Consider the following 18,209-nt stretch of genomic DNA (forward strand, 5'->3'; position numbering starts at 1 on the left):
TGTTTACGCGTGCCTAATGTGATTGACCCCACTGTTTCTGTCGGTCCTGTGCAGCTTAGAGTGCAGAGTATCAGCCGGGCTGCTGCCTATTATGAAAATGTCCTCGGCCTCCGGATGCTCGGACGTTCATCCTCCACCGCTGTTCTCGGCGTTCCATCAGACGGCGCCCCTCTCGTTATGCTCCGGGAGGTGGAAGGCTCGATCGCTCCCCCGCGCACGCATGCCGGTCTGTACCACTTTGCTGTTCTTCTTCCGGACCGTGCGTCCCTGGGTGCCTTCATCCGTCACCTGCACAGCACCGGCGAGCAGTACGGAGCGTCCGACCACAGCGTCAGCGAAGCGCTCTATCTGACGGACCCGGACGGAAACGGCATCGAGGTTTACCGCGACCGCCCCCGGAAAGAATGGAACTACGACAGTAACGGTTTCATCCATATGACGGTCGACCCCCTTCATGAACAACCGCTGCTTCAGGAGGGAAAAAATATTCAGTGGCACGGTGTGCCGGCTGGAACCGTGATGGGCCACGTTCATCTTCATGTGCATGACATGGAGGAGGCTTATCGTTTTTATGTAGAGGTGCTGGGATTTGACCTGGCCGCCGATCCGCAGAAATTCCCTGCTTTCTTTGTTGCCGCCGGCGGCTATCATCATCACATCGGGCTTAATCCATGGGCCGGAGCCAAGGCTCCTAAAGCCTCCATACGAAACACCGGCCTCGACATGTACACGATTTTGCTTCCTTCTGCCCGTGCTCTCGAACCCGTCGCCGAACGCCTGAAGGCAGCTGGCTACTGGTTTCACCGTGAAGAACATGCCCTTTATGTCACCGATCCTTCGGGCATCGTCGTATGCCTTACTGTAAATGCTCCGGATGAAGTCCTGTCCTCTGCTCAAATGGCCCGACTGACCGAATAAAAATTTACTTTTACTATTATGGAAATTTATAGACAGTTAACTCGTATTAATTTTTAAACAAATCCGGCTCTTTTCTTCTCTTGGAAAAGGCCGGATTTGTTTTATCTGCGCTGCTTATACATGAAAACATGGACAGAAAGAAATTCAGCTGATATGATGAATATTGATTGATAATGATTATCACTAATGAATGATTTTTTAATGTTGAAAGAGGATATAACATGCGTCAACAAACGGAACCTTCCACCTATAAAGACGATATTACTTCACGTCCTGTAACAGCTGTACTAATGTTTATTGCCGGCCTTCCTATACTTGGATTTATTTTTTTGCTTTCGATTTCTGTCGGTGCTGCAGACGTGGAAATTGGTACTGTTTGGAACGCATTGTTTCACTATGACGCTTCCTTGAATGATCACGTTGTTATTCGCGAGCTTCGTCTCCCACGGGCTATTGCAGATATTGTTGTTGGCGCCTGCTTCGCCGTAGCCGGAGCCATTATGCAGGGAATGACAAGAAATCCACTGGCCGAATCCGGGATTCTTGGCATCAATGCAGGTTCAATTTTTATGGTGGCAGTCTGTTTTGCGTTTCTGCCGGGGCTCTCTTATAACCTGTTGATAGTCTTTTCTTTTTTAGGGGCAGCGATCAGCATGGGGCTGATTTTTGGTATTGCTTCGCTTTCACGCATCGGTCTGACACCTCTTCGCATGGTGCTTGCCGGGGCGGCGATTAACGCCCTGTTTACAGCGTTAAGTGAAGGCATCGCCATTCACTTTGATCTCAGCCAGGATATTGCCTTTTGGTACGCCGGTGGATTATCCGGTGTCCGGTGGGAGCAGCTGCTGCCCGCCCTTCCATGGATGGGGGGAGCGCTTGTATTTGCGGTCGCCCTGTCCAGGTCTGTTACTATTTTAAGTCTCGGGGACGATATCGCTTCAGGCCTTGGGCAGCGTGTCGGCCTGATAAAACTACTCTGCACACTCGCCGTTTTGTTTCTCGCCGGCATTGCCGTATCCATCGCTGGCCCTATCGGGTTTGTCGGTCTCGTTATCCCACACGTCGTCCGGTTTTTCGTGGGAGTTGACTACCGGGCGATCATCCCGTGCTCTATCGTGGTGGGCGGCATTTTTATGTCGCTTGCCGATATTGGTGCCAGGATTATTAATCCGCCGTACGAAACCCCTCTCGGTTCTTTATTTGCGCTTATCGGTGTGCCCTTCTTTTTATACATTGCGCGCCGCGAGAGGAGGGAACTCTAAATGCATTCTATATTTTCCGGCGAGTGGGAACGCAGGCGCCGCAGACGGCGCATTTTTGTATTCAGCTTCCTCGCCATTCTAATATTTATCGTGCTTCTTTTCAGCATGAATTCCGGAGTTACTCCGCTGGGGCCGTTAGAGGTGATAAAAACGCTTTTCGGCTTTGGCGACAGTAACCAGAATCTCGTACTATTTCAGTTCCGCCTGCCCCGGATTGTACTCGCTCTTCTTGTCGGGGCAGCACTTGCCGTTTCAGGCTGCGTGCTCCAGGGAATCTCCCGTAACAGCCTGGCAGACCCGGGTATTCTCGGCATCACTACCGGAGCAGGATTATTTGTAGTTTTATACATTTCGTTTTTCAGTTCGATTGATGCTGCTTCTCCGTATTTACTGCCGGTATTCGCGCTTGTTGGCGGCCTGCTCGCTGCAGCATTAATTTATATTCTTGCCTACGACCGGCAGCTTGGTCTCGTGCCGATGAGAATGATACTGACCGGTATTGCAGTGGCTGCCGGGCTGAATGCACTGATGACCGTTCTCATGCTGCGTCTGCAGCCGGAACAGTTTGACTTTGTCGCTATATGGCTGGCTGGAAGAATTTACGGATCCACCTGGCCTTATGTATATTCGTTTCTTCCCTGGTTTATTATTTTATCGATTTTCATTTATTACCGGTGGCGCGCGCTCGATACCCTTACCTTCGGCGAACAGATGGCAAAAGGGCTAGGCCTCCGGGTGGAAAAGGAACGCCTTCTGCTCACCTTCGCTTCAGTGGCGCTTGCAGCATCGGCGGTTTCTGTCAGCGGCGGCATCGGCTTTGTCGGACTGATTGCCCCTCATATAGCCCGGAGGCTGATCGGTCCCAACCATGCGCTTGCTCTCCCTGCCTCGGCGCTTCTCGGTGGACTTCTGCTTCTGTTTGCGGACACCCTTGGCCGTACTATTATTCAGCCGTCGGAAATTCATGCAGGGATTGTTGTTGCAGTTATTGGCGCTCCTTATTTCCTATACCTGCTTGCCAGAAGCAATGTCTAACTTTATCACCCTGAAAGGATGTTTATGCGATGATCGAAACAGATCAACTCCATATTGGTTATGATCAGCAGACAATCGTAAACGATTTAAATATTGAGATTCCTTCTGGTAAAATTACCGCGCTTGTCGGCGCAAACGGTTCCGGCAAGTCTACTATTTTAAAAGCCCTGTCACGACTGATGAAGCCTTCGAAGGGCGTTGTCTACTTAAACGGCAGCTCCATCCACAGTCAAAAAACAAAGGAACTCGCCAAACAAATGGCCATTCTTCCCCAAAATCCCGAAGCACCGCAGGGCTTAACGGTTACGGAGCTTGTGACATACGGACGGGCTCCTCATCAGCGTGGTTTTGGTTCCTTAAAGGCCCATGATAAAGAAATGATCGGCTGGGCCATTGAAATCACCGGCATGCGCGAATTCGCCAACCGCCCGATCGATCACTTATCCGGCGGGCAGCGCCAGCGGGCATGGATTGCCATGGCTCTGGCCCAGGAAACCGAAACCTTATTTTTGGATGAGCCTACCACCTTTCTTGATATGGCCCATCAGATGGAAGTGCTGAACATCCTTGAAAAACTGAACGTGCAGGAGCATCGGACCATCGTGATGGTCGTGCATGATTTGAATCATGCCAGCCGCTACGCCCACCATATTGTTGCCATCAAGCACGGCAACGTTGTCAAAACCGGCACCCCTCATGAAGTGATGGAAGCAGGAATTATCGAAAAAGTGTTTGGCATCAAAAGCGATATTATTAAAGATCCCCGTTCCGGCATGCCGCTCTGCCTTCCCTATAATTTATGCGAAGAACAGGCAGCTTCACCGATATTTGGATCCTAAAAAGAGAGCCGCGCATTATTATTTATGCGGGCTCTCTTTTGCTATAACCATTTTCTCAGGTGCCACTCATCCCGGATCGTTATTCCGTTCACGCCGACAAGCGGGATCGATGGCTTATCCTCCCGGGCTTTTCTGGCTGCATCAACATGCACGCTCGCCAGCTGAAAGCCCCGGCGCCGGTAAAAACGCAGCGCATATTCATTCTCGTTTGTTATGACGACCCGCAGGTCCTCCACCCCTGTCTTTTTTAAATGCTCCTCTGCATGCATCAGCAGGCGGCTCGCAAATCCCTGCTTTTCGATTACGCTGTCAAGAGACACAATTAAACCAACACTGCCATCGTATGTATAAGTAATCGCTGCGGCAAGCACCCCGTCCTCCTGGACAGAGAATCCTTCAAGCTCCGGGAGTATATACGTTTGACTATTAACATGCATCTCATTTGTTTCCCAGCAGGCGGCAAAGAAATCCTCCTTCTTCTGCCGGTCGATTTCTTTCATTGGTTGAATGTTCACAGTGGTTCCCCCTTTTCCCAATTACTGTTCAATGTCCAGTCCAGACGCTTGACCCACCGGTTCTGAATAGCCTCCGGCGAACGTCTCACCCGGCCAAGCGCCCGGTAAATCACAGCAAGACTGTACGCTTTAATATTGGTCTCTGTAATGTTCATCGTACGAATACTTACGTACGTTTCCAAAAATGCACGACGGAGTTCGCTGTATCTTTCAGGGGCGTGAAATGCTGCGTTCCATAACGCCCAGCTGATGTCTATCATCGGATCATTCCATCCGGCCCACTCCCAATCGATCAGAACGGCTCTATGATTTTCGTTCAGGATCATATTGTGCGGTCCTGCGTCTCCATGTACGAATGTGATTCCTGTAGACGTCCGTGCTTTCCAAACCTCAACAGCCTGATGATGCATAGCCCCTGGTGGAAGAGCGTCTATGTTCCATTGAAGAGGCTCCGCATTCCGGTCATACTCGCGTATGCTTCCTTTACGGCTGTGCACCTCAGAAGCAAGCATGACAGCGAGGCTTTTATAGGCTTCGAGCCAGAAGGAAGAGTGGGATGCCAGCTTGGAGACGTTTTCTCCGCGATGATAGCTTTGCATAAATGAAAAATAGCCTTCGGCTTCCAGAAAGCCGGCTGGAGCCGGGAGAAAGGATGCCCCTCGCAGCTGTTCGAGCACTTCATATTCCCGGCGCAGATAGCCGCCGCTTCCTTTCTCAATTTTCAATACGTACTGCCTGGACGCCTGAGTGACTAAAAAGGTATGGTGGCTGAATCCTCCCGTCAGCCGCTCACTCGCAAACGGTCCAATGATTTTTTCCCATTCCTTTTTTACATCTATCAGCATGTGTCATCTTCCATTCTTTGTGTTCTGCTTTTTTCTTTCCCGTTCAGCTCTTTCCGGAACCTGTTTTTTTTGCCCACAAAGCAAAAAAAGACCCGGGATATTTCCCGGGCTCCGGCTGTTTAACTTCCTACAAGCTTTAATGCTTCTTCACCCTTGATACTGACGCTTACTTTTCCACCGCTTTTTAATATCCTGGTAATGTTTGCTTTGCCAATCCGCGCACTGTTTCGTTCCGTATAAAAAATCATGCTGCGCACGTCGCAGTTTTCATACATCTCTTCAAACAAGCCGATATGATGTGGGTTTTCGAGCTCTACATACCACACCTCTGCCGGCTCGTAATCGTATACCGTTAAGAGTCCTTTATCAAATGTCAATGGCGCTTGTGAGTGTTCAAACCTCAGTCTTGTTAAGCGATACTCTTTCATTGGTAACGCCCCCCTTAATGAACTCCAAAGACTTCCAAACTACTGATTCTTCAACTTATTATTTTATCCTTTTCCCTATTTTCACACATTTTAAAAGTAATTTAAAGCGCTTACAAGGTTTCTCTTTCTTTCTTATGTGCAGATTAAACGGTACGGGCGCCATTTAAGTCCAAAAGCTATTGCTATTTGCTTCCCACGAGCCGAAGTTCTCCTTGGCCTTTCAAACTCACACTCACTCCTGAACTGCTTTCTGTTACTCTCGTAACTTTTGCATAGCCAACTCTTGCGCTGTGACCGTCAGTAAAAAACATTACTTCTTCTTCCTTATCTTTTTCCTTCCATTCGTATAATGCGTCCACTTCCGAAGGCTGTTCAATTTCAGCATACCATACACTGGATTCATCATTATAAACAGTCAGAGAACCGCGAGCGATGCTGATTGTTCTGCCTGAAAGCTCCAGTTTAATTTTTGTCAGACGATATTCCTGCATGAGAATAGACCCCTTTCTGCGATTAATTGCTGTAGCGTTTTATTTCACCGTATATAATGGCTATATACAGGGTATGTGAGATAGAATGATGCTTTTTTAAATCAAATCATTTTATGTTTTTACATATATTTGCGATAGTTCTCGCTTTATCTTCGTGATATGCTGTGTTTTTTCAGCAGTACTGACACTAAAACTTACAGTTTGCGCAGGTGATAATGATGAATCAGCACTTTGAATGGGTGAACATTGCCAAAGGTCTCGGCATCATTCTCGTGGTCCTCGGGCACGCCCCTATTGACGATATTCTACGCCAGTATATTTTCGCCTTCCATATGCCTTTGTTCTTTCTTTTATCCGGCGTGACATTTAAAGGCGGCTACACGGAGCTCCGGCCGGTCGATTTCGCCAGGAAAAAAGGCCGTTCACTGCTCATCCCTTATTTCACCTTTTCCATCATTACATATGCATTCTGGTTTTTTCTGGAACGTCCTCTTCTTGGTAAGGATGACGTTGACGCTATTATTCCCGCCCTTGGTATTTTTTATTCAGCCGGAGACAACTATCTGCTCACCTATAACCCGGCCATATGGTTTTTAACCTGCCTGTTTATGGTTGAGATTGGCTTTTATGTGCTGCTCAAATATGTGCCGGGCAACAGCGTGCGCATTATAAGCATTGTCGCTGTCGCAGCAGCCGGATATTTTTCCACCCGCTGGTTTGACTCCATGCTCCCATGGAGTATTCAGGTAGCAACTGTTGCCGTATTGTTTTTTGGTCTTGGTTATTTGTTGAAGGCCCGGACAAAAATATTCGGATACTCCTTCGGCTGGGTGGCAGCCGCAGCAGCGCTCAGCCTTATATATCCGCTCATTCACTTTACGAACCGGATCGACATGCGTGCCGGGGAATATCAGTCTGTTCCCATTTTTATATCTACTTCGCTGCTAGGTATTACGGGTATTTTATTTTTAAGCTTCCGCCTGGAGGGAAAAAGCCGCATCCTCAGTTATTTGGGCCAGAATTCACTGATTATTTTCGCTCTTCATTTTATGATTTTTGCCATTATCCGTATTACACTTGAATACGGCTTCGGTATTGAAGGCAACCCTATGCCAATCACATCTTTATGGGGAATGATGTTTACGGCAGCTACGCTTGTAATCAGTGTGCCGTTTGTATATTTAATCAAAAACAAAGCCCCGTTTCTTATTGGCAAATAACATCCCTGCTTCCTCCGGGGCCGAAAACTGTAAACAATTTTCGGCCTGTGTTAAGATAGTATCTATTGATTCTCACGAAGTAAATTTTAAGGAAGGTCGGGGCATGAAAAGACAAACACCAAAGAGAAAATTACAATACTGGATTTTGAGCCTTTTGGGTCTTTTCGCTGCAGGGTTTTTAGCATTTATTCTTTACACAAGCTGGCACGAGGACCGTTCGGTAATATCCGTAGTGACAAATCTTGCTGACGGCTCCACCGGCAAAGACGGTCCTTATCCAGACAGGCCTGAGTATCAGCTTCCCGACGAAATTGATACTCGCTACGATTACGAAAAAATGACATTAAACGGCATGGACAACTATGTACTTGAAAACGAACGGACCGCAGAAAAGAAAATTATTTATCTGCATGGCGGCGGCTATGTCAGCCAGCCAAACCCCCGACATTTTCGGTGGCTTGAAGGAGTGCAGGACCAGACCGACAGCACGGTAATGCTTCCTGTTTATCCTAAAGCTCCGCAGCATCAGTATGAAGAGGTCTTCGAAAAGCTGGTGCCTCTCTATATGCAGACGCTTGAAAACACGGAGGCTGAAAACATTGTCATTATGGGGGACTCTGCCGGCGGAGGGCTGGCTCTCGCCCTCGCCCAGGAGCTGAACCGCCAGGATATCGAACAGCCGGGAGATATTATCATGCTCTCCCCGTGGCTTGACGTCAGCATGACAAACCCGGACATCCAGAATTTAACTTCGGTAGATCCTTTTCTTGATCTGGAATGGCTGCTGAATGCCGGAGCTTCCTATGCCGGGGACGCTGATTTGAGAAATCCTATGGTGAGTCCTATTTATGGAGACATGACCGGGCTTGGAGATATGACTCTGATTGTCGGCACCCATGAATTGTTTCTTGCGGATGCCAGGAAGTTTTCTGGGATCACTGATGAAAAAAACATTCCCATCAACTACTATGAGTACCCGGAAATGCCTCATGTGTTTCAGCTCCAGGACACCGATGAAGGCCGGCGTGCAACGCAGCAGATAGTTAACATCATTAACGACGACGCAGATGATACCTCCACCACTGATTAAGGTGGAGGTATTTTTACGGTTAATAATTAAATTTATCCAATAAAAAAACGCACTCCGGGAGGTGCGCCTGCTTTAAAAATCCAGTTCGTCCTTATCACGGAAGAACTTTCCGTTAGGACCGTCCTCTTCAAGCTGAACAAGCCACAAAATACCTTCCATTGCCTCAGCCGGCTTTCGCTTTGCTTTTTCTCCACCTAAATCGGTCTGTACCCAGCCCGGGCTGACCGAATTCACTTTCACATTCTTTTTCCGCACCGCTCCGGCGAACAGACGAGTCAGAGCATTTAATCCGTATTTAGAGGATTTATACGCTCCGCCCATCGGGGCATCCATAGTACTGGAAACTCCGATTTCGGCAGCTATGTTTACTATACGACCATAGCCTGCTTCGAGCATGGAGGGCATAAAGCTCCTCATCGTAAAAAATGGCCCGAAATAATTGGTTAACTGAATGTCTTCGAACGTTTCTGGTTCAATATCAACGATGGACTGCTTTTGATCCGGAAAGATTCCGGCGTTATTTACCAGTACATCGAGTTTTCCGTCTTCGTTCATAATCTGATTTTTTACTGCCTCCACCATATCAGGCAGACCGACATCCAATGCAATAAACTGTACTTCAAGTTCTTCGTCCTGCAATGCCTTCGCTGCTTCCACGCCTGCTTTTTCATTCCTTGCTCCAAGCCATACTTTGAAGCCGTTTTGAGCTAACTGCCGGCAGGCTTCCAGTCCAATACCACGATTGCCGCCAGTCACCAACGCGTTCTTTTTCACTATATATTCCTCCTCCCGGTCTGCATACTCTCCTATACCCGTGGGAAGAGAAGCCTAGTCGAAGAAGCAAGGCTATAAAATAGACATATTTCATGTACGTTAAAGCTGAAAACAGAAATCTGTTTTACATACTCCCCAGACCATGTGCTGCCCAGGCGAAGAGAGCATTTAAAACAGCAAGCATTAGCAGCAGGCGTGAAAATTTTTGATTATTTCTCCATTCCCGAGCTGCGCCCGCAAAACCTGCAGCGGCGGAAGCTGCCCAGGCAGTAGTAAATATTTTTTCCGCTGCAGCATACGGCAGTATCGTATAAAAACCAGTAAGAAAAAGTATCCACTGGACAGCAATTATACCTATTGCTGCAATGCTGAGCTTTTTTATTTTTCCACTTTTTTGAACTGGCGGGTATGAACTGCCGGACATGACATTTCCTCCTGATTAAATCAGCCTGAAGAATTTTATCTTTTACTCACTGTGCAGGTAGCGGTACAGATCGGCGTCGATTTCTTCCTTTAGTTGAAGGTTCAACCGCACAACCGGAATTAATTTTCCATTTTTGTCCTGCATAGATGTGTTTTCTTCTGTGTGTTTCAGTGGACTTGCTTCGCCCATGTAATAAAACTCGCGGCCCTCATCATCATCTTTTTTCACAAAAATATAAATACGGTTACCCTGTTTTTCCGCATCGATAATTTCCTGCACTTCCTTTGAAGCGGTAGTCCGGTTGCTTCTGGTGTACCACTGCAGTTCTCTGCGATTAATAAATTTATCCTCATAATTAATATTGGCTTCCACGTCTTCCGGTTTATGATACGTAACAAAAATAGGAGTAGTGCCGTACTTCGTTTTATAGCCATACATTGTGGAGCTTTCATCATTTTCCCAGTTCAGCAGCCGGCATACGTCCTTACGTGAGTACTTCTGATACAGCGTAAACGGCGGCCTGCCGTATTGCTCATTTTTCATCTCCGCACAGGAAAGCACATCTTCCACAAACACTCTGAACCAGGATGAACCGGCGAGCGCTTCTTTCATTGCAGTGTGCCACATGAAGATTCCTTTATCTTCTTCAATCAGCGGGGTTCTGCCGTACCTTTTCTGATAAGGATCTGTGAAAAAATCCGTTGTTAAAAGCCTTTTCACGGAAACGGCCGCTGCTTTTGTATTGATGTCCCCCGACGCTTGGACAATGCGCTCTATTTCTTCTGTCGTAATACGGCCGTATGTAAGAAGGTACCGGAGTACTTCAGGTTCATGCCGTCGCTTGCCATTAATAAATTCAGCAGAAATAAGATGCAGCAGCTGGTCCTCGAGCGGAGAGAGCCGGGGAGCCTGTTCCTTCATTTTACCCAGGAACCTGTAATAGCTTCCGTACTTGGAGATAATCACTTCCGGATCTACGGCATTCTGCTGTAAAAAATCCTTTAAAAGCGGCATCCGTCCGATACGCTGCTTTACATTCATATAAGATTCCTTCAGCTTTCGCAATTCCTGCAGGTTCGTCTGATCAATAGCAGCAAACACCTTTTTCTTGGCCACCTCTTCAAAATTAATGGAGGAAATACCCTGAACAAAGCTATTGGTCTGCATCCGCCGTCGGATATGATCTTTATTGAGCGAACGGTCGCCGGAGAGTGCCACCGGAATCAGGTAGTTATTTTTATAATTGCCGATAAAATCTACCACGGTTACGAAATCCTTGGCAGGGTCTTTGCGGAGACCTCTCCCAAGCTGCTGGGTAAAGATAATGCTCGACTCTGTCTGCCGGAGCATGACGACCTGGTTCACACCCGGTATATCAATGCCTTCATTGAATATATCCACTGTAATAATGTATTCAATCACGCCGTTTTCAAGACGGTTCACCTGCTTCCACCGCTCGTCCTGCGAATCAGCCCCCGTCAGCACCACGGTACTCCGCCCTTTTTGGTTCATGAGAGCCGACAGTTCCTCTGCCTCCCGGTTGCGGCTGCAAAAAATCAGTCCACACACCTTCTCCCCGGAATGACCGTAATAATGGATTTTTTCGAGCAGGTGTTCCACTCGCTCCTCCGACACAAGCCGGCTCAAATCTGTGGTCTGATCAATCACTTCTCCGTCTTTCTCATAATCGGTTACCCCGAAATAATGGAAAGGGCAGAGCATTTCTTCCTCAAGCGCTTCCTGCAGCCGTATTTCATAAGCCACCTGATAGTCAAACAGGGCGAAGATATTTACATCATCGCTTCGCTCCGGGGTCGCTGTCATACCAAGTAAAAATGATGGCTGAAAATAATCGATCACTTTTTGATACGACGCAGCCCCCGCTTTATGTACTTCATCAATTAAAATATAATCAAATGCTTCAGGGTCAAACTGCTGCAGATGAATATCTCTTGAAATCGTTTGTATCGTTGCAAACACATAGCGGGCTCCCACGTCCTGACCGGCACCGGTATATAATCCGAAATCCTCTGTGCGTCCGCCGAGAACCTGGGCGAAGTCGTCCTTTGCTTTACGGAGAATCTGCTCCCGGTGGACGATAAACAGCATCTTTCGGGGCCGGTACTTTCTCACATCGAATGCGGCTAAATACGTTTTTCCGGTCCCTGTTGCTGAGATGACGAGTCCCTTTTGCTGACCGGCTGTTCTCAAAGCCTCCAGTTCCTTCAAAGCTGCCTGCTGCATTTTATTCGGCTTGATTTCCAGCGCTTCCTTCATTGCGTTCCGGTCAATCCAACCTGGAGAAAGCTCGGCAATTTTCTCCTGGGCATGCGGGCGATACAGCTGCTGATACTTTTCTATCCATCCCTCTGTTAACGGAATCGCCTGCGACCAGGTATCCTCAAACTGCTCCCGGAAGTGATGAATCACCTCTCCATTTTCATGAGAGTGCAGCTTAATGTTCCATTCATAGTTCACCTTCAGCGCATGCACCGTCAGGTTTGAACTCCCGACCATCAGTGAATAGTGGTCGTTATGCTTAAATACATATCCTTTAGAATGAAACCCGTCGATTTCAGCTAACCGTACCTCCACATTTATAATTTTCAGCAGCTCCTGAAAAACCTTCGGCTGGTTAAACTGCAGGAAGGTGGACGTAAGTATTCTCCCATGCACACCGCGTTCCTTCAGCTCGAGCAGGTGTGTTTTCAAGGTAGCCAGGCCGCTTTCCGTAATAAAGGCGACGGAAAAGAAAAAAGATTCACATCGTTGCAATTCATGAACAAGTGTAGCAAGCACCTCCTCATGCTTTTGCTTGTCATTCATCAAAAGCTTTGGTGCATAAGGGCTGCGCTCGTAGCTGTTCTGGTCAATAAAGCCGCGGTATAACGATTCCTGTAATTGACGCACTGTATCCATCATCAAGCTCCTGCCTATATTTGTAATAAAAAACTATTGAGTGATTTTATGAATGGCAGGAATGTCTGCCGGTGCCCAGTCCAATTCATGCAGATTTTCTTTATGTACCCATTTGATTGTGCGGTGCTCCGTAAGCACCGGTTCTTCTCCTGTAAGCCTGCAGTAAAATGTCGTTAAGTGCACAATGCCGAAGTCATATTCATGCGTTGTTTCCTCAATTTTTCCCTCAATGCTGATGCCGCATTTCATTTCTTCCCTTATTTCTCTTTGCAGCGCATGCTCCGGCGTTTCCCCTGCTTCAATTTTCCCGCCCGGGAATTCCCATTTCAGTGGAAGGGTTTTCGTCTGCCCGCGCTGGGCGCAAAGAATCCACTCTTTGTCGTAAATGACTGCTCCCACTACATAGATGTCTTTTTTCATTTTATGTCCGCCTTTCTGAGTGGAGATGGGTGCTTACTTCTTTTTACCAGCTTACTATACTTTCCATTTTTCAGGCAAAGATAATTCATATAAAAAAACCTCCGGCCCTGAGGCCGAAGGAGATGACTTAGTCATTGTATTCTTTTTCAAATGCTTTCGTGCTTCTCACTGTATCAATCGGACGCACGGATGCTTCGATCTGTTCGCGCTGCGGCTCGAGCATCGGTGGCAGAGCGAGATTTTCTCCAAGGGTCTCATATGGTTCGTCGCCCATGAATCCCGGTCCGTCCGTCGCAAATTCAAATAAAATCTGCGGTGCTACCTGAGAATAGAGTGATTCAAAATAATGCCGGTTCACGTACCCTGACGTGCGGAAACGAAAGTCCGCCATCCGCTGAATCCAGGCTTCGAGCTCCTCGCGGTCCTTCACCCGGAAGGCCGAGTGGTGTACGGTGCCAAAGCCCTGACGCGCCGGCGGAAGCACCGCGTTGTATTCGACGATCACCTGGGCGCCGTTTCCTCCTTCTCCGACCTCAAATAAATGAAAGGAGCCGTCATGGCCAATTTCTTCAAACATGAGCACGCGCTCCATCATTTCTTTAAAATAGTCAATGTTGTCAATACGGACGTAAATAGGCCCAAGCCCCGTAATCGCATACTCATCCGGAACAGGACCGTTTTTCCACGGCTTGCCTGCCGGCACTCCTTCATTGTTTTCATCGGAAACAAGTTCATACTGCTGTTCGTCAAAATCAACAAATGGGAGCCGTTTTTTGCCAAATCGTTCGTAAATGCCCTGATGCTTAACGTCTTTTCGGTCAAACCGCTTTTCCCAGTACGCTAAAGCTTCGTCACTAGGGACCCGGAAAGATGTGCGCGCGATCTCGTTCGTGCCGTGTGTGCCTTTAGGGATACCCGGAAAATCAAAAAAGGTCATGTCCGTACCGGCGTTGCCTTCATCGTCGGAAAAAAACAAATGGTACGTCTGAATATCGTCCTGATTGACGGTTTTTTTGATCAGTCTCATGCCTAATACGTACGTAAAGAACTCATAATTTTTTTCTGCACTGCTCGTAATAGCTGTTACGTGGTGCAGGCCTCTGATTCCTTCCACCCTGTGTTCCTCCCTTGTTCTAATGCTTTATTAAATTCCGCATAAAAGGGGCGCGTACGCCCCCCTTTTGACTACTGCTGCTCCATGCCCTTTTTCACCCATGAAGCTACTGTTACTGTACGCTTCGCCTGATGCTTGACGGCTTCTTCAATGTCTTCCTGCATGTTGCCTTCCTGGTCAACCGTGACACTTGTGCCATAAGGATTGCCGCCGGACGCAAACGTTACTGGGTCTGTGTAGCCCGGAGAAGCGATAATGGCTCCCCAATGCATCATCGTCGTATAAAGGTTTTTCACTGTAGCTTCCTGTCCGCCGTGAGGATTCTGGGCGGAGGACATACCGCTTACTACTTTATTGACCAGCTGGCCGTTCATCCACAGGCCGCCGGTAGTATCAATGAACTGCTTCATCTGTGCCGGCAGGTTGCCAAAACGCGTCGGCATGCTGAAAATAAAGGCGTCTGCCCATTCCAGGTCAGCAAGTGTTGCTTCGGGAATATGAGAGGTGTCTTCGAGATGCTGCTTCCAGGCCGGATTTGCATGCACCGCTTCGTCAGGGGCAAGCTCCGGAACACGGACGAGCTTCGCTTCCGCTCCGGCTGCCTCTGCGCCTTCCACGGCCCATTGTCCCATTGTGTAGTTTGTGCCTGTTGCGCTGTAATAAATAACTGCTACTTTTACGTTTTCCATTGCTTCATCGCTCCTTGTATTTTGCTTCAAAAAATCAAATAGTCCCACTTTCGTGCACCACCATTTCGTTTATTCCTGCTTGCTTCTATCAGGCTATGCGCTCCCTTCACGCACGAGAAGTGACTGGATTACAGCACAGAGTTTTTATACCAGGCAGCCGCCTGCTCCACTTCTTCTTTTGTCAGCTGATGACCCCCGTCCTCCCAGTGAAGGGTGACCTCAGCACCGGCTGCTTCAAGCATTTTCGCCAGTTCTTCTGTTTCTTCCGGACGGCAGATCGGATCATTTTTCCCCGCTCCAATAAATACGGGCAGGCCGGTTAAATCCGGAAGCTCTATGCCCCGGCGTGGCACCATCGGATGAAAAAGCGCTGCCCCCTTCACCGGCTCTTCGTAATGAAAGAGCAGGTTCGCAGCAATGTTGGCGCCGTTGGAATATCCGATTGCCACAACATTTTTCCGGTCAAAGGAATGTTCTGCAGAAGCGGTGTCGATAAATCCGTAAAGCTCTTCCGTCTGCTTCATTAAGTCTTCTTCATCAAACACGCCTTCGGCCAGCCGTTTAAAAAATCTTGGCATGCCATTTTCTGTAATATTTCCACGCACACCAAGCACCGAAGCGGAATCATCTATCATTCCTGCCACCGGCAATAGATCGTTTTCCGTTCCTCCTGTGCCGTGAAGAAGCATAAATGTCGGTTTGTTCTGGTCAGTTCCCTGTTGAAAAATGTGTTTCACTATAATCCTCCTTTTTTTGCAGCGTCTACCGGTTCCAGTGACGCTTCAATCTGCTTTCGTCTGGGCTCCAGCCATACAGGCAGCTTTAATTCCTGTCCCAGCTGCTCGAGCGGCTCATCCCGGGTAAATCCCGGGGGATCGGTCGCAATCTCAAACAATAAGCCACCGTGCTCGCGGAAATAAATGGCTTTGAAATAATCACGGTCCTTCACTTCTGTGGGCACGTAGCCATGGGCCGTCATCTGTTGCTGCCATTCGAGCTGGTCCGCATCATCCCGAGCCCGGAAAGCTATATGGTGCACAGTACCTGTTCCAAGCTCTCCCCTTGGAACGGGAGCTGTACTGATATCAATGGTATTACCGACAGAGGCTTCGGTCTGGAAACGCAGATACGTCCCATCCTGCCCCGCATAATTCATTCCCAGCACCTGCTCGAGAAGATCAGCTGTCTGGTGAGGTGCCCCGGAATTCAGTACCGCCCCGGCAAATCCCTGAATGGCGTAAGCCTCAGGCACCATTGAAGAACTATTCCTGTTCAGCGGACGTTCCGTCAGCTCTAAATGAAGGCCGTGTGGATCCTGAAAGCGAAGATACGTTTCGTTGTATCTTTCGAATTGTTCTACTTTCACCCCTAAAGCCGTGAGGCGTTCCTTCCAGAAGCCAAGACTCCCGGCAGGGACAGCGAACACCGTGGTATCCACCTGGCCGCTTCCAGTCCGCCCTTTACGCGCCTCATTCCAGGGGAAAAACGTCATAATGGTGCCCGGCGAACCTTCCCTGTCGCCAAAGTACAGATGATACGTGCCGGGATCATCAAAATTAACGGTTTTTTTAACAAGTCTTAAACCAAGAACCTCCAAATAAAAGGCGATATTTTCTTTTGGGCTTTCTACAATGGCCGTAATGTGATGAATACCAGCGGTTTTTTTCTCCATATCCATCCTCTTTTCAGCATTTATTTCGAAACCATATATCTTTAATTCAAGATATTAACGTAAAAAAATTTATTTTTCGAGAGAAAGACCTAATTTTTTCAGAAGAGCTATAAATGTTTCTTTTTCCTCGTCATCAAGCACACTGAACATTTCCTGAATAGCTGCCTGGTGGAGGGGAAATATCTCATCCATCAACGACGAGCCTTCTTCTGTAATACGTACATTAATAATTCTCCGATCCTCCGGGCACCGGGTCCGGAAAAGATATTTTTTCTTTTCGAGTTTATCAATAACGTAGGTCATGCTTCCGCTCGAAAGCAGTATTTTTTCACCGATGCGCTGAATAGCCTGTTCTCCTTTGTGGTACAAAAGCTCAAGCACAGCAAATTCAGTAGGATTCAAACCATGGGCACGTATATCCTCCCGAATTTTTTCTTCCACTGCGTGATTGGCTCTCGATAACACAACTAATGATTTTAAAGCGAGGTCCTGCCCGCTCGTAGGATTGCTCATGCTCACCATATCCTTAATTCAATTATCTTTAATTAAAGATAATATTACACTTTGCTTTTTCATGTGTCAAGGTCCAGGCGAATGTTTTAAGAAAAGGTCCGTATGTTTGAGTACCAGCATAGCTTTGCTGATTAAAGAACGACCTTAATTGAAATCATTTTTTCTCTCCCATAAATAAAGCCGGCCCGAGAAGCCGGCCGGCTTTATTCGTTTTCCCCTTTTTCCAGCGTACCTTCTAAATTAAAAACAACGCCGCGCTGCTCTATTTTTGTTTGGCCCATTTCAAATAATACTGTTCCAGCCTGCGGAGTAAGCCGGTCCTTAGTTTCGTAGTTCACGTGTACAGCCCGTTCGTTGTTTTTTTCCACGAAATTGATCGTGTACTGAATATTATGGCCGTCGGTGCTTTTTGTAGTGTGTGTGCCTTTTTCTGGTTTGAACGTAATTTCGGTCATTGGAAAACCTCCCTTTTGTTACGGTCTGGTTTTCTTTACCCGCATTGGGCTTACGTTCAACCTTTTCTTACGAAGCGATTTTCAACCTCTGACCGACACTGATTATCCCCGTATTGGAAATGTTGTTGTCGGCCGCAATTTTTTGAACGGTGGTATTGTATCTTCCTGCAATGCTGTACAACGTATCACCTGATTTCACCGTGTACATTGTGGATGAGGCTGGCGGAGAGGCTGTGCCTTTACCCGGGATTTCCAGCACCTGGCCGACCCGGATCACGTTCGAGCTTGTCGGAATGCCGTTCGCTTTTTTCAGCTCGGTCACGCTTACATCATTGCGGCTGGCGATGCTGTACAGCGTGTCACCCGATTTTACCGTGTACGAGCCGGATTCAGCCGGAGGCGGAGTAGTGGTCCCCTTGTCCGGGATTTTCAGCACCTGACCGATCCGTATCACGTTCGAGCTTGTCGAAATGCCGTTCGCTTTTTTCAGCTCGGTCACGCTTACAGCGTTGCGGCTGGCGATGCTGTACAGCGTGTCACCCGATTTTACCGTGTACGAGCCGGATTCAGCCGGAGGCGGAGTAGT

General features: G+C 47.9%; 21 protein-coding genes. 6 read left to right on the forward strand and 15 right to left on the reverse strand.

The window, feature by feature from the left end; genetic code table 11:
- Positions 1-9 precede the first annotated feature (9 nt).
- The 4 genes from Q0757_RS14090 (at position 10) to Q0757_RS14105 (ending at position 4,054) form a co-directional block, all read left to right on the forward strand.
- On the forward strand, positions 10-918 hold the full coding sequence (locus Q0757_RS14090; RefSeq protein ID WP_298788430.1) for a VOC family protein: 909 nt from the start codon (positions 10-12) through the stop codon (positions 916-918).
- A 290-nt stretch (positions 919-1,208) separates the two neighbouring features.
- On the forward strand, positions 1,209-2,180 hold the full coding sequence (locus Q0757_RS14095; RefSeq protein ID WP_298788483.1) for an iron ABC transporter permease: 972 nt from the start codon (positions 1,209-1,211) through the stop codon (positions 2,178-2,180).
- Positions 2,181-3,215 (forward strand): iron ABC transporter permease, encoded by a 1,035-nt coding sequence (locus Q0757_RS14100; RefSeq protein ID WP_298788432.1) that lies wholly within the window; start codon positions 2,181-2,183, stop codon positions 3,213-3,215.
- Positions 3,216-3,244: 29 nt separating this feature from the next.
- On the forward strand, positions 3,245-4,054 hold the full coding sequence (locus Q0757_RS14105) for an ABC transporter ATP-binding protein (protein WP_022793739.1): 810 nt from the start codon (positions 3,245-3,247) through the stop codon (positions 4,052-4,054).
- A 41-nt stretch (positions 4,055-4,095) separates the two neighbouring features.
- Here the strand turns inward: Q0757_RS14105 and Q0757_RS14110 are convergent, their stop codons facing one another.
- From Q0757_RS14110 to Q0757_RS14125, 4 genes are all read right to left on the reverse strand, one after another.
- Positions 4,096-4,569, reverse strand: a complete 474-nt coding sequence (locus Q0757_RS14110) for a GNAT family N-acetyltransferase (RefSeq protein WP_298788436.1) — start codon at positions 4,567-4,569, stop codon at positions 4,096-4,098.
- Positions 4,566-5,414: a phosphotransferase family protein gene (locus Q0757_RS14115; protein WP_298788438.1), complete on the reverse strand. Its 849-nt coding sequence runs from the start codon at positions 5,412-5,414 to the stop codon at positions 4,566-4,568. The genes Q0757_RS14110 and Q0757_RS14115 overlap by 4 nt, the downstream gene beginning before the upstream one ends.
- Before the next feature lie 119 nt (positions 5,415-5,533).
- Positions 5,534-5,842 carry a hypothetical protein gene (locus tag Q0757_RS14120; RefSeq protein WP_298788439.1) on the reverse strand — a complete coding sequence of 103 codons (309 nt, stop codon included), beginning with the start codon at positions 5,840-5,842 and terminating at the stop codon, positions 5,534-5,536.
- A gap of 182 nt (positions 5,843-6,024) precedes the next feature.
- Positions 6,025-6,333 carry a hypothetical protein gene (locus tag Q0757_RS14125; protein WP_298788441.1) on the reverse strand — a complete coding sequence of 103 codons (309 nt, stop codon included), beginning with the start codon at positions 6,331-6,333 and terminating at the stop codon, positions 6,025-6,027.
- A gap of 215 nt (positions 6,334-6,548) precedes the next feature.
- Here Q0757_RS14125 and Q0757_RS14130 point away from each other — a divergent pair, with 215 nt between their 5' ends.
- Both Q0757_RS14130 and Q0757_RS14135 read left to right on the forward strand, forming a co-directional pair.
- Positions 6,549-7,553 carry an acyltransferase family protein gene (locus tag Q0757_RS14130; protein WP_298788443.1) on the forward strand — a complete coding sequence of 335 codons (1,005 nt, stop codon included), beginning with the start codon at positions 6,549-6,551 and terminating at the stop codon, positions 7,551-7,553.
- A 103-nt stretch (positions 7,554-7,656) separates the two neighbouring features.
- Entirely contained in the window at positions 7,657-8,643 is a 987-nt protein-coding gene (locus Q0757_RS14135) for an alpha/beta hydrolase fold domain-containing protein (RefSeq protein ID WP_298788445.1), read from the forward strand.
- Between the two features lie 72 nt (positions 8,644-8,715).
- Here the strand turns inward: Q0757_RS14135 and Q0757_RS14140 are convergent, their stop codons facing one another.
- The 11 genes from Q0757_RS14140 to Q0757_RS14190 all read right to left on the reverse strand — a co-directional run.
- Entirely contained in the window at positions 8,716-9,417 is a 702-nt protein-coding gene (locus Q0757_RS14140; protein ID WP_298788447.1) for an SDR family NAD(P)-dependent oxidoreductase, read from the reverse strand.
- A gap of 124 nt (positions 9,418-9,541) precedes the next feature.
- A complete protein-coding gene (locus Q0757_RS14145) occupies positions 9,542-9,841 on the reverse strand; it encodes a hypothetical protein (RefSeq protein WP_298788449.1) in 300 nt (99 codons plus the stop codon).
- A gap of 42 nt (positions 9,842-9,883) precedes the next feature.
- Positions 9,884-12,763, reverse strand: coding sequence for a DUF3427 domain-containing protein (locus tag Q0757_RS14150; protein ID WP_298788451.1), 2,880 nt, complete (start codon positions 12,761-12,763; stop codon positions 9,884-9,886).
- A 30-nt stretch (positions 12,764-12,793) separates the two neighbouring features.
- A complete protein-coding gene (locus Q0757_RS14155; RefSeq protein ID WP_298788453.1) occupies positions 12,794-13,180 on the reverse strand; it encodes a (deoxy)nucleoside triphosphate pyrophosphohydrolase in 387 nt (128 codons plus the stop codon).
- A gap of 127 nt (positions 13,181-13,307) precedes the next feature.
- Complete coding sequence (locus tag Q0757_RS14160) at positions 13,308-14,294, reverse strand: ring-cleaving dioxygenase (RefSeq protein ID WP_298788455.1); 987 nt, start codon at positions 14,292-14,294, stop codon at positions 13,308-13,310.
- 71 nt (positions 14,295-14,365) lie between these two features.
- Entirely contained in the window at positions 14,366-14,983 is a 618-nt protein-coding gene (gene wrbA / locus Q0757_RS14165; RefSeq protein WP_298788485.1) for an NAD(P)H:quinone oxidoreductase, read from the reverse strand.
- 128 nt (positions 14,984-15,111) lie between these two features.
- Positions 15,112-15,720 carry an alpha/beta hydrolase gene (locus Q0757_RS14170; protein WP_298788457.1) on the reverse strand — a complete coding sequence of 203 codons (609 nt, stop codon included), beginning with the start codon at positions 15,718-15,720 and terminating at the stop codon, positions 15,112-15,114.
- Positions 15,720-16,655 (reverse strand): ring-cleaving dioxygenase, encoded by a 936-nt coding sequence (locus Q0757_RS14175; RefSeq protein ID WP_298788459.1) that lies wholly within the window; start codon positions 16,653-16,655, stop codon positions 15,720-15,722. Before Q0757_RS14175 ends, Q0757_RS14170 begins: the two co-directional genes overlap by 1 nt.
- A 69-nt stretch (positions 16,656-16,724) precedes the next feature.
- Entirely contained in the window at positions 16,725-17,168 is a 444-nt protein-coding gene (locus Q0757_RS14180; protein ID WP_298788461.1) for a MarR family winged helix-turn-helix transcriptional regulator, read from the reverse strand.
- A gap of 203 nt (positions 17,169-17,371) precedes the next feature.
- Positions 17,372-17,623, reverse strand: coding sequence for a hypothetical protein (locus Q0757_RS14185; protein ID WP_298788463.1), 252 nt, complete (start codon positions 17,621-17,623; stop codon positions 17,372-17,374).
- Between the two features lie 67 nt (positions 17,624-17,690).
- On the reverse strand, positions 17,691-18,209 hold a 519-nt coding region (locus Q0757_RS14190; RefSeq protein ID WP_298788464.1), incomplete at its 5' end, for a LysM peptidoglycan-binding domain-containing protein.

The organism is uncultured Marinococcus sp., from assembly GCF_947493875.1.
Taxonomy (GTDB): domain Bacteria; phylum Bacillota; class Bacilli; order Bacillales; family Marinococcaceae; genus Marinococcus.

Coding starts and splice junctions, on each gene's coding strand:
- Q0757_RS14095 (WP_298788483.1), top strand. CDS start 1,209: ATGTTTATTGCCGGCCTTCCTATACTTGGATTTATTTTTTTGCTTTCG.
- Q0757_RS14100 (WP_298788432.1), top strand. CDS start 2,181: ATGCATTCTATATTTTCCGGCGAGTGGGAACGCAGGCGCCGCAGACGG.
- Q0757_RS14105 (WP_022793739.1), top strand. CDS start 3,245: ATGATCGAAACAGATCAACTCCATATTGGTTATGATCAGCAGACAATC.
- Q0757_RS14115 (WP_298788438.1), bottom strand. CDS start 5,414: ATGCTGATAGATGTAAAAAAGGAATGGGAAAAAATCATTGGACCGTTT.
- Q0757_RS14120 (WP_298788439.1), bottom strand. CDS start 5,842: ATGAAAGAGTATCGCTTAACAAGACTGAGGTTTGAACACTCACAAGCG.
- Q0757_RS14125 (WP_298788441.1), bottom strand. CDS start 6,333: ATGCAGGAATATCGTCTGACAAAAATTAAACTGGAGCTTTCAGGCAGA.
- Q0757_RS14130 (WP_298788443.1), top strand. CDS start 6,549: ATGATGAATCAGCACTTTGAATGGGTGAACATTGCCAAAGGTCTCGGC.
- Q0757_RS14135 (WP_298788445.1), top strand. CDS start 7,657: ATGAAAAGACAAACACCAAAGAGAAAATTACAATACTGGATTTTGAGC.
- Q0757_RS14145 (WP_298788449.1), bottom strand. CDS start 9,841: ATGTCCGGCAGTTCATACCCGCCAGTTCAAAAAAGTGGAAAAATAAAA.
- Q0757_RS14150 (WP_298788451.1), bottom strand. CDS start 12,763: ATGATGGATACAGTGCGTCAATTACAGGAATCGTTATACCGCGGCTTT.
- Q0757_RS14155 (WP_298788453.1), bottom strand. CDS start 13,180: ATGAAAAAAGACATCTATGTAGTGGGAGCAGTCATTTACGACAAAGAG.
- wrbA (WP_298788485.1), bottom strand. CDS start 14,983: ATGGAAAACGTAAAAGTAGCAGTTATTTATTACAGCGCAACAGGCACA.
- Q0757_RS14175 (WP_298788459.1), bottom strand. CDS start 16,655: ATGGAGAAAAAAACCGCTGGTATTCATCACATTACGGCCATTGTAGAA.
- Q0757_RS14180 (WP_298788461.1), bottom strand. CDS start 17,168: ATGAGCAATCCTACGAGCGGGCAGGACCTCGCTTTAAAATCATTAGTT.
- Q0757_RS14185 (WP_298788463.1), bottom strand. CDS start 17,623: ATGACCGAAATTACGTTCAAACCAGAAAAAGGCACACACACTACAAAA.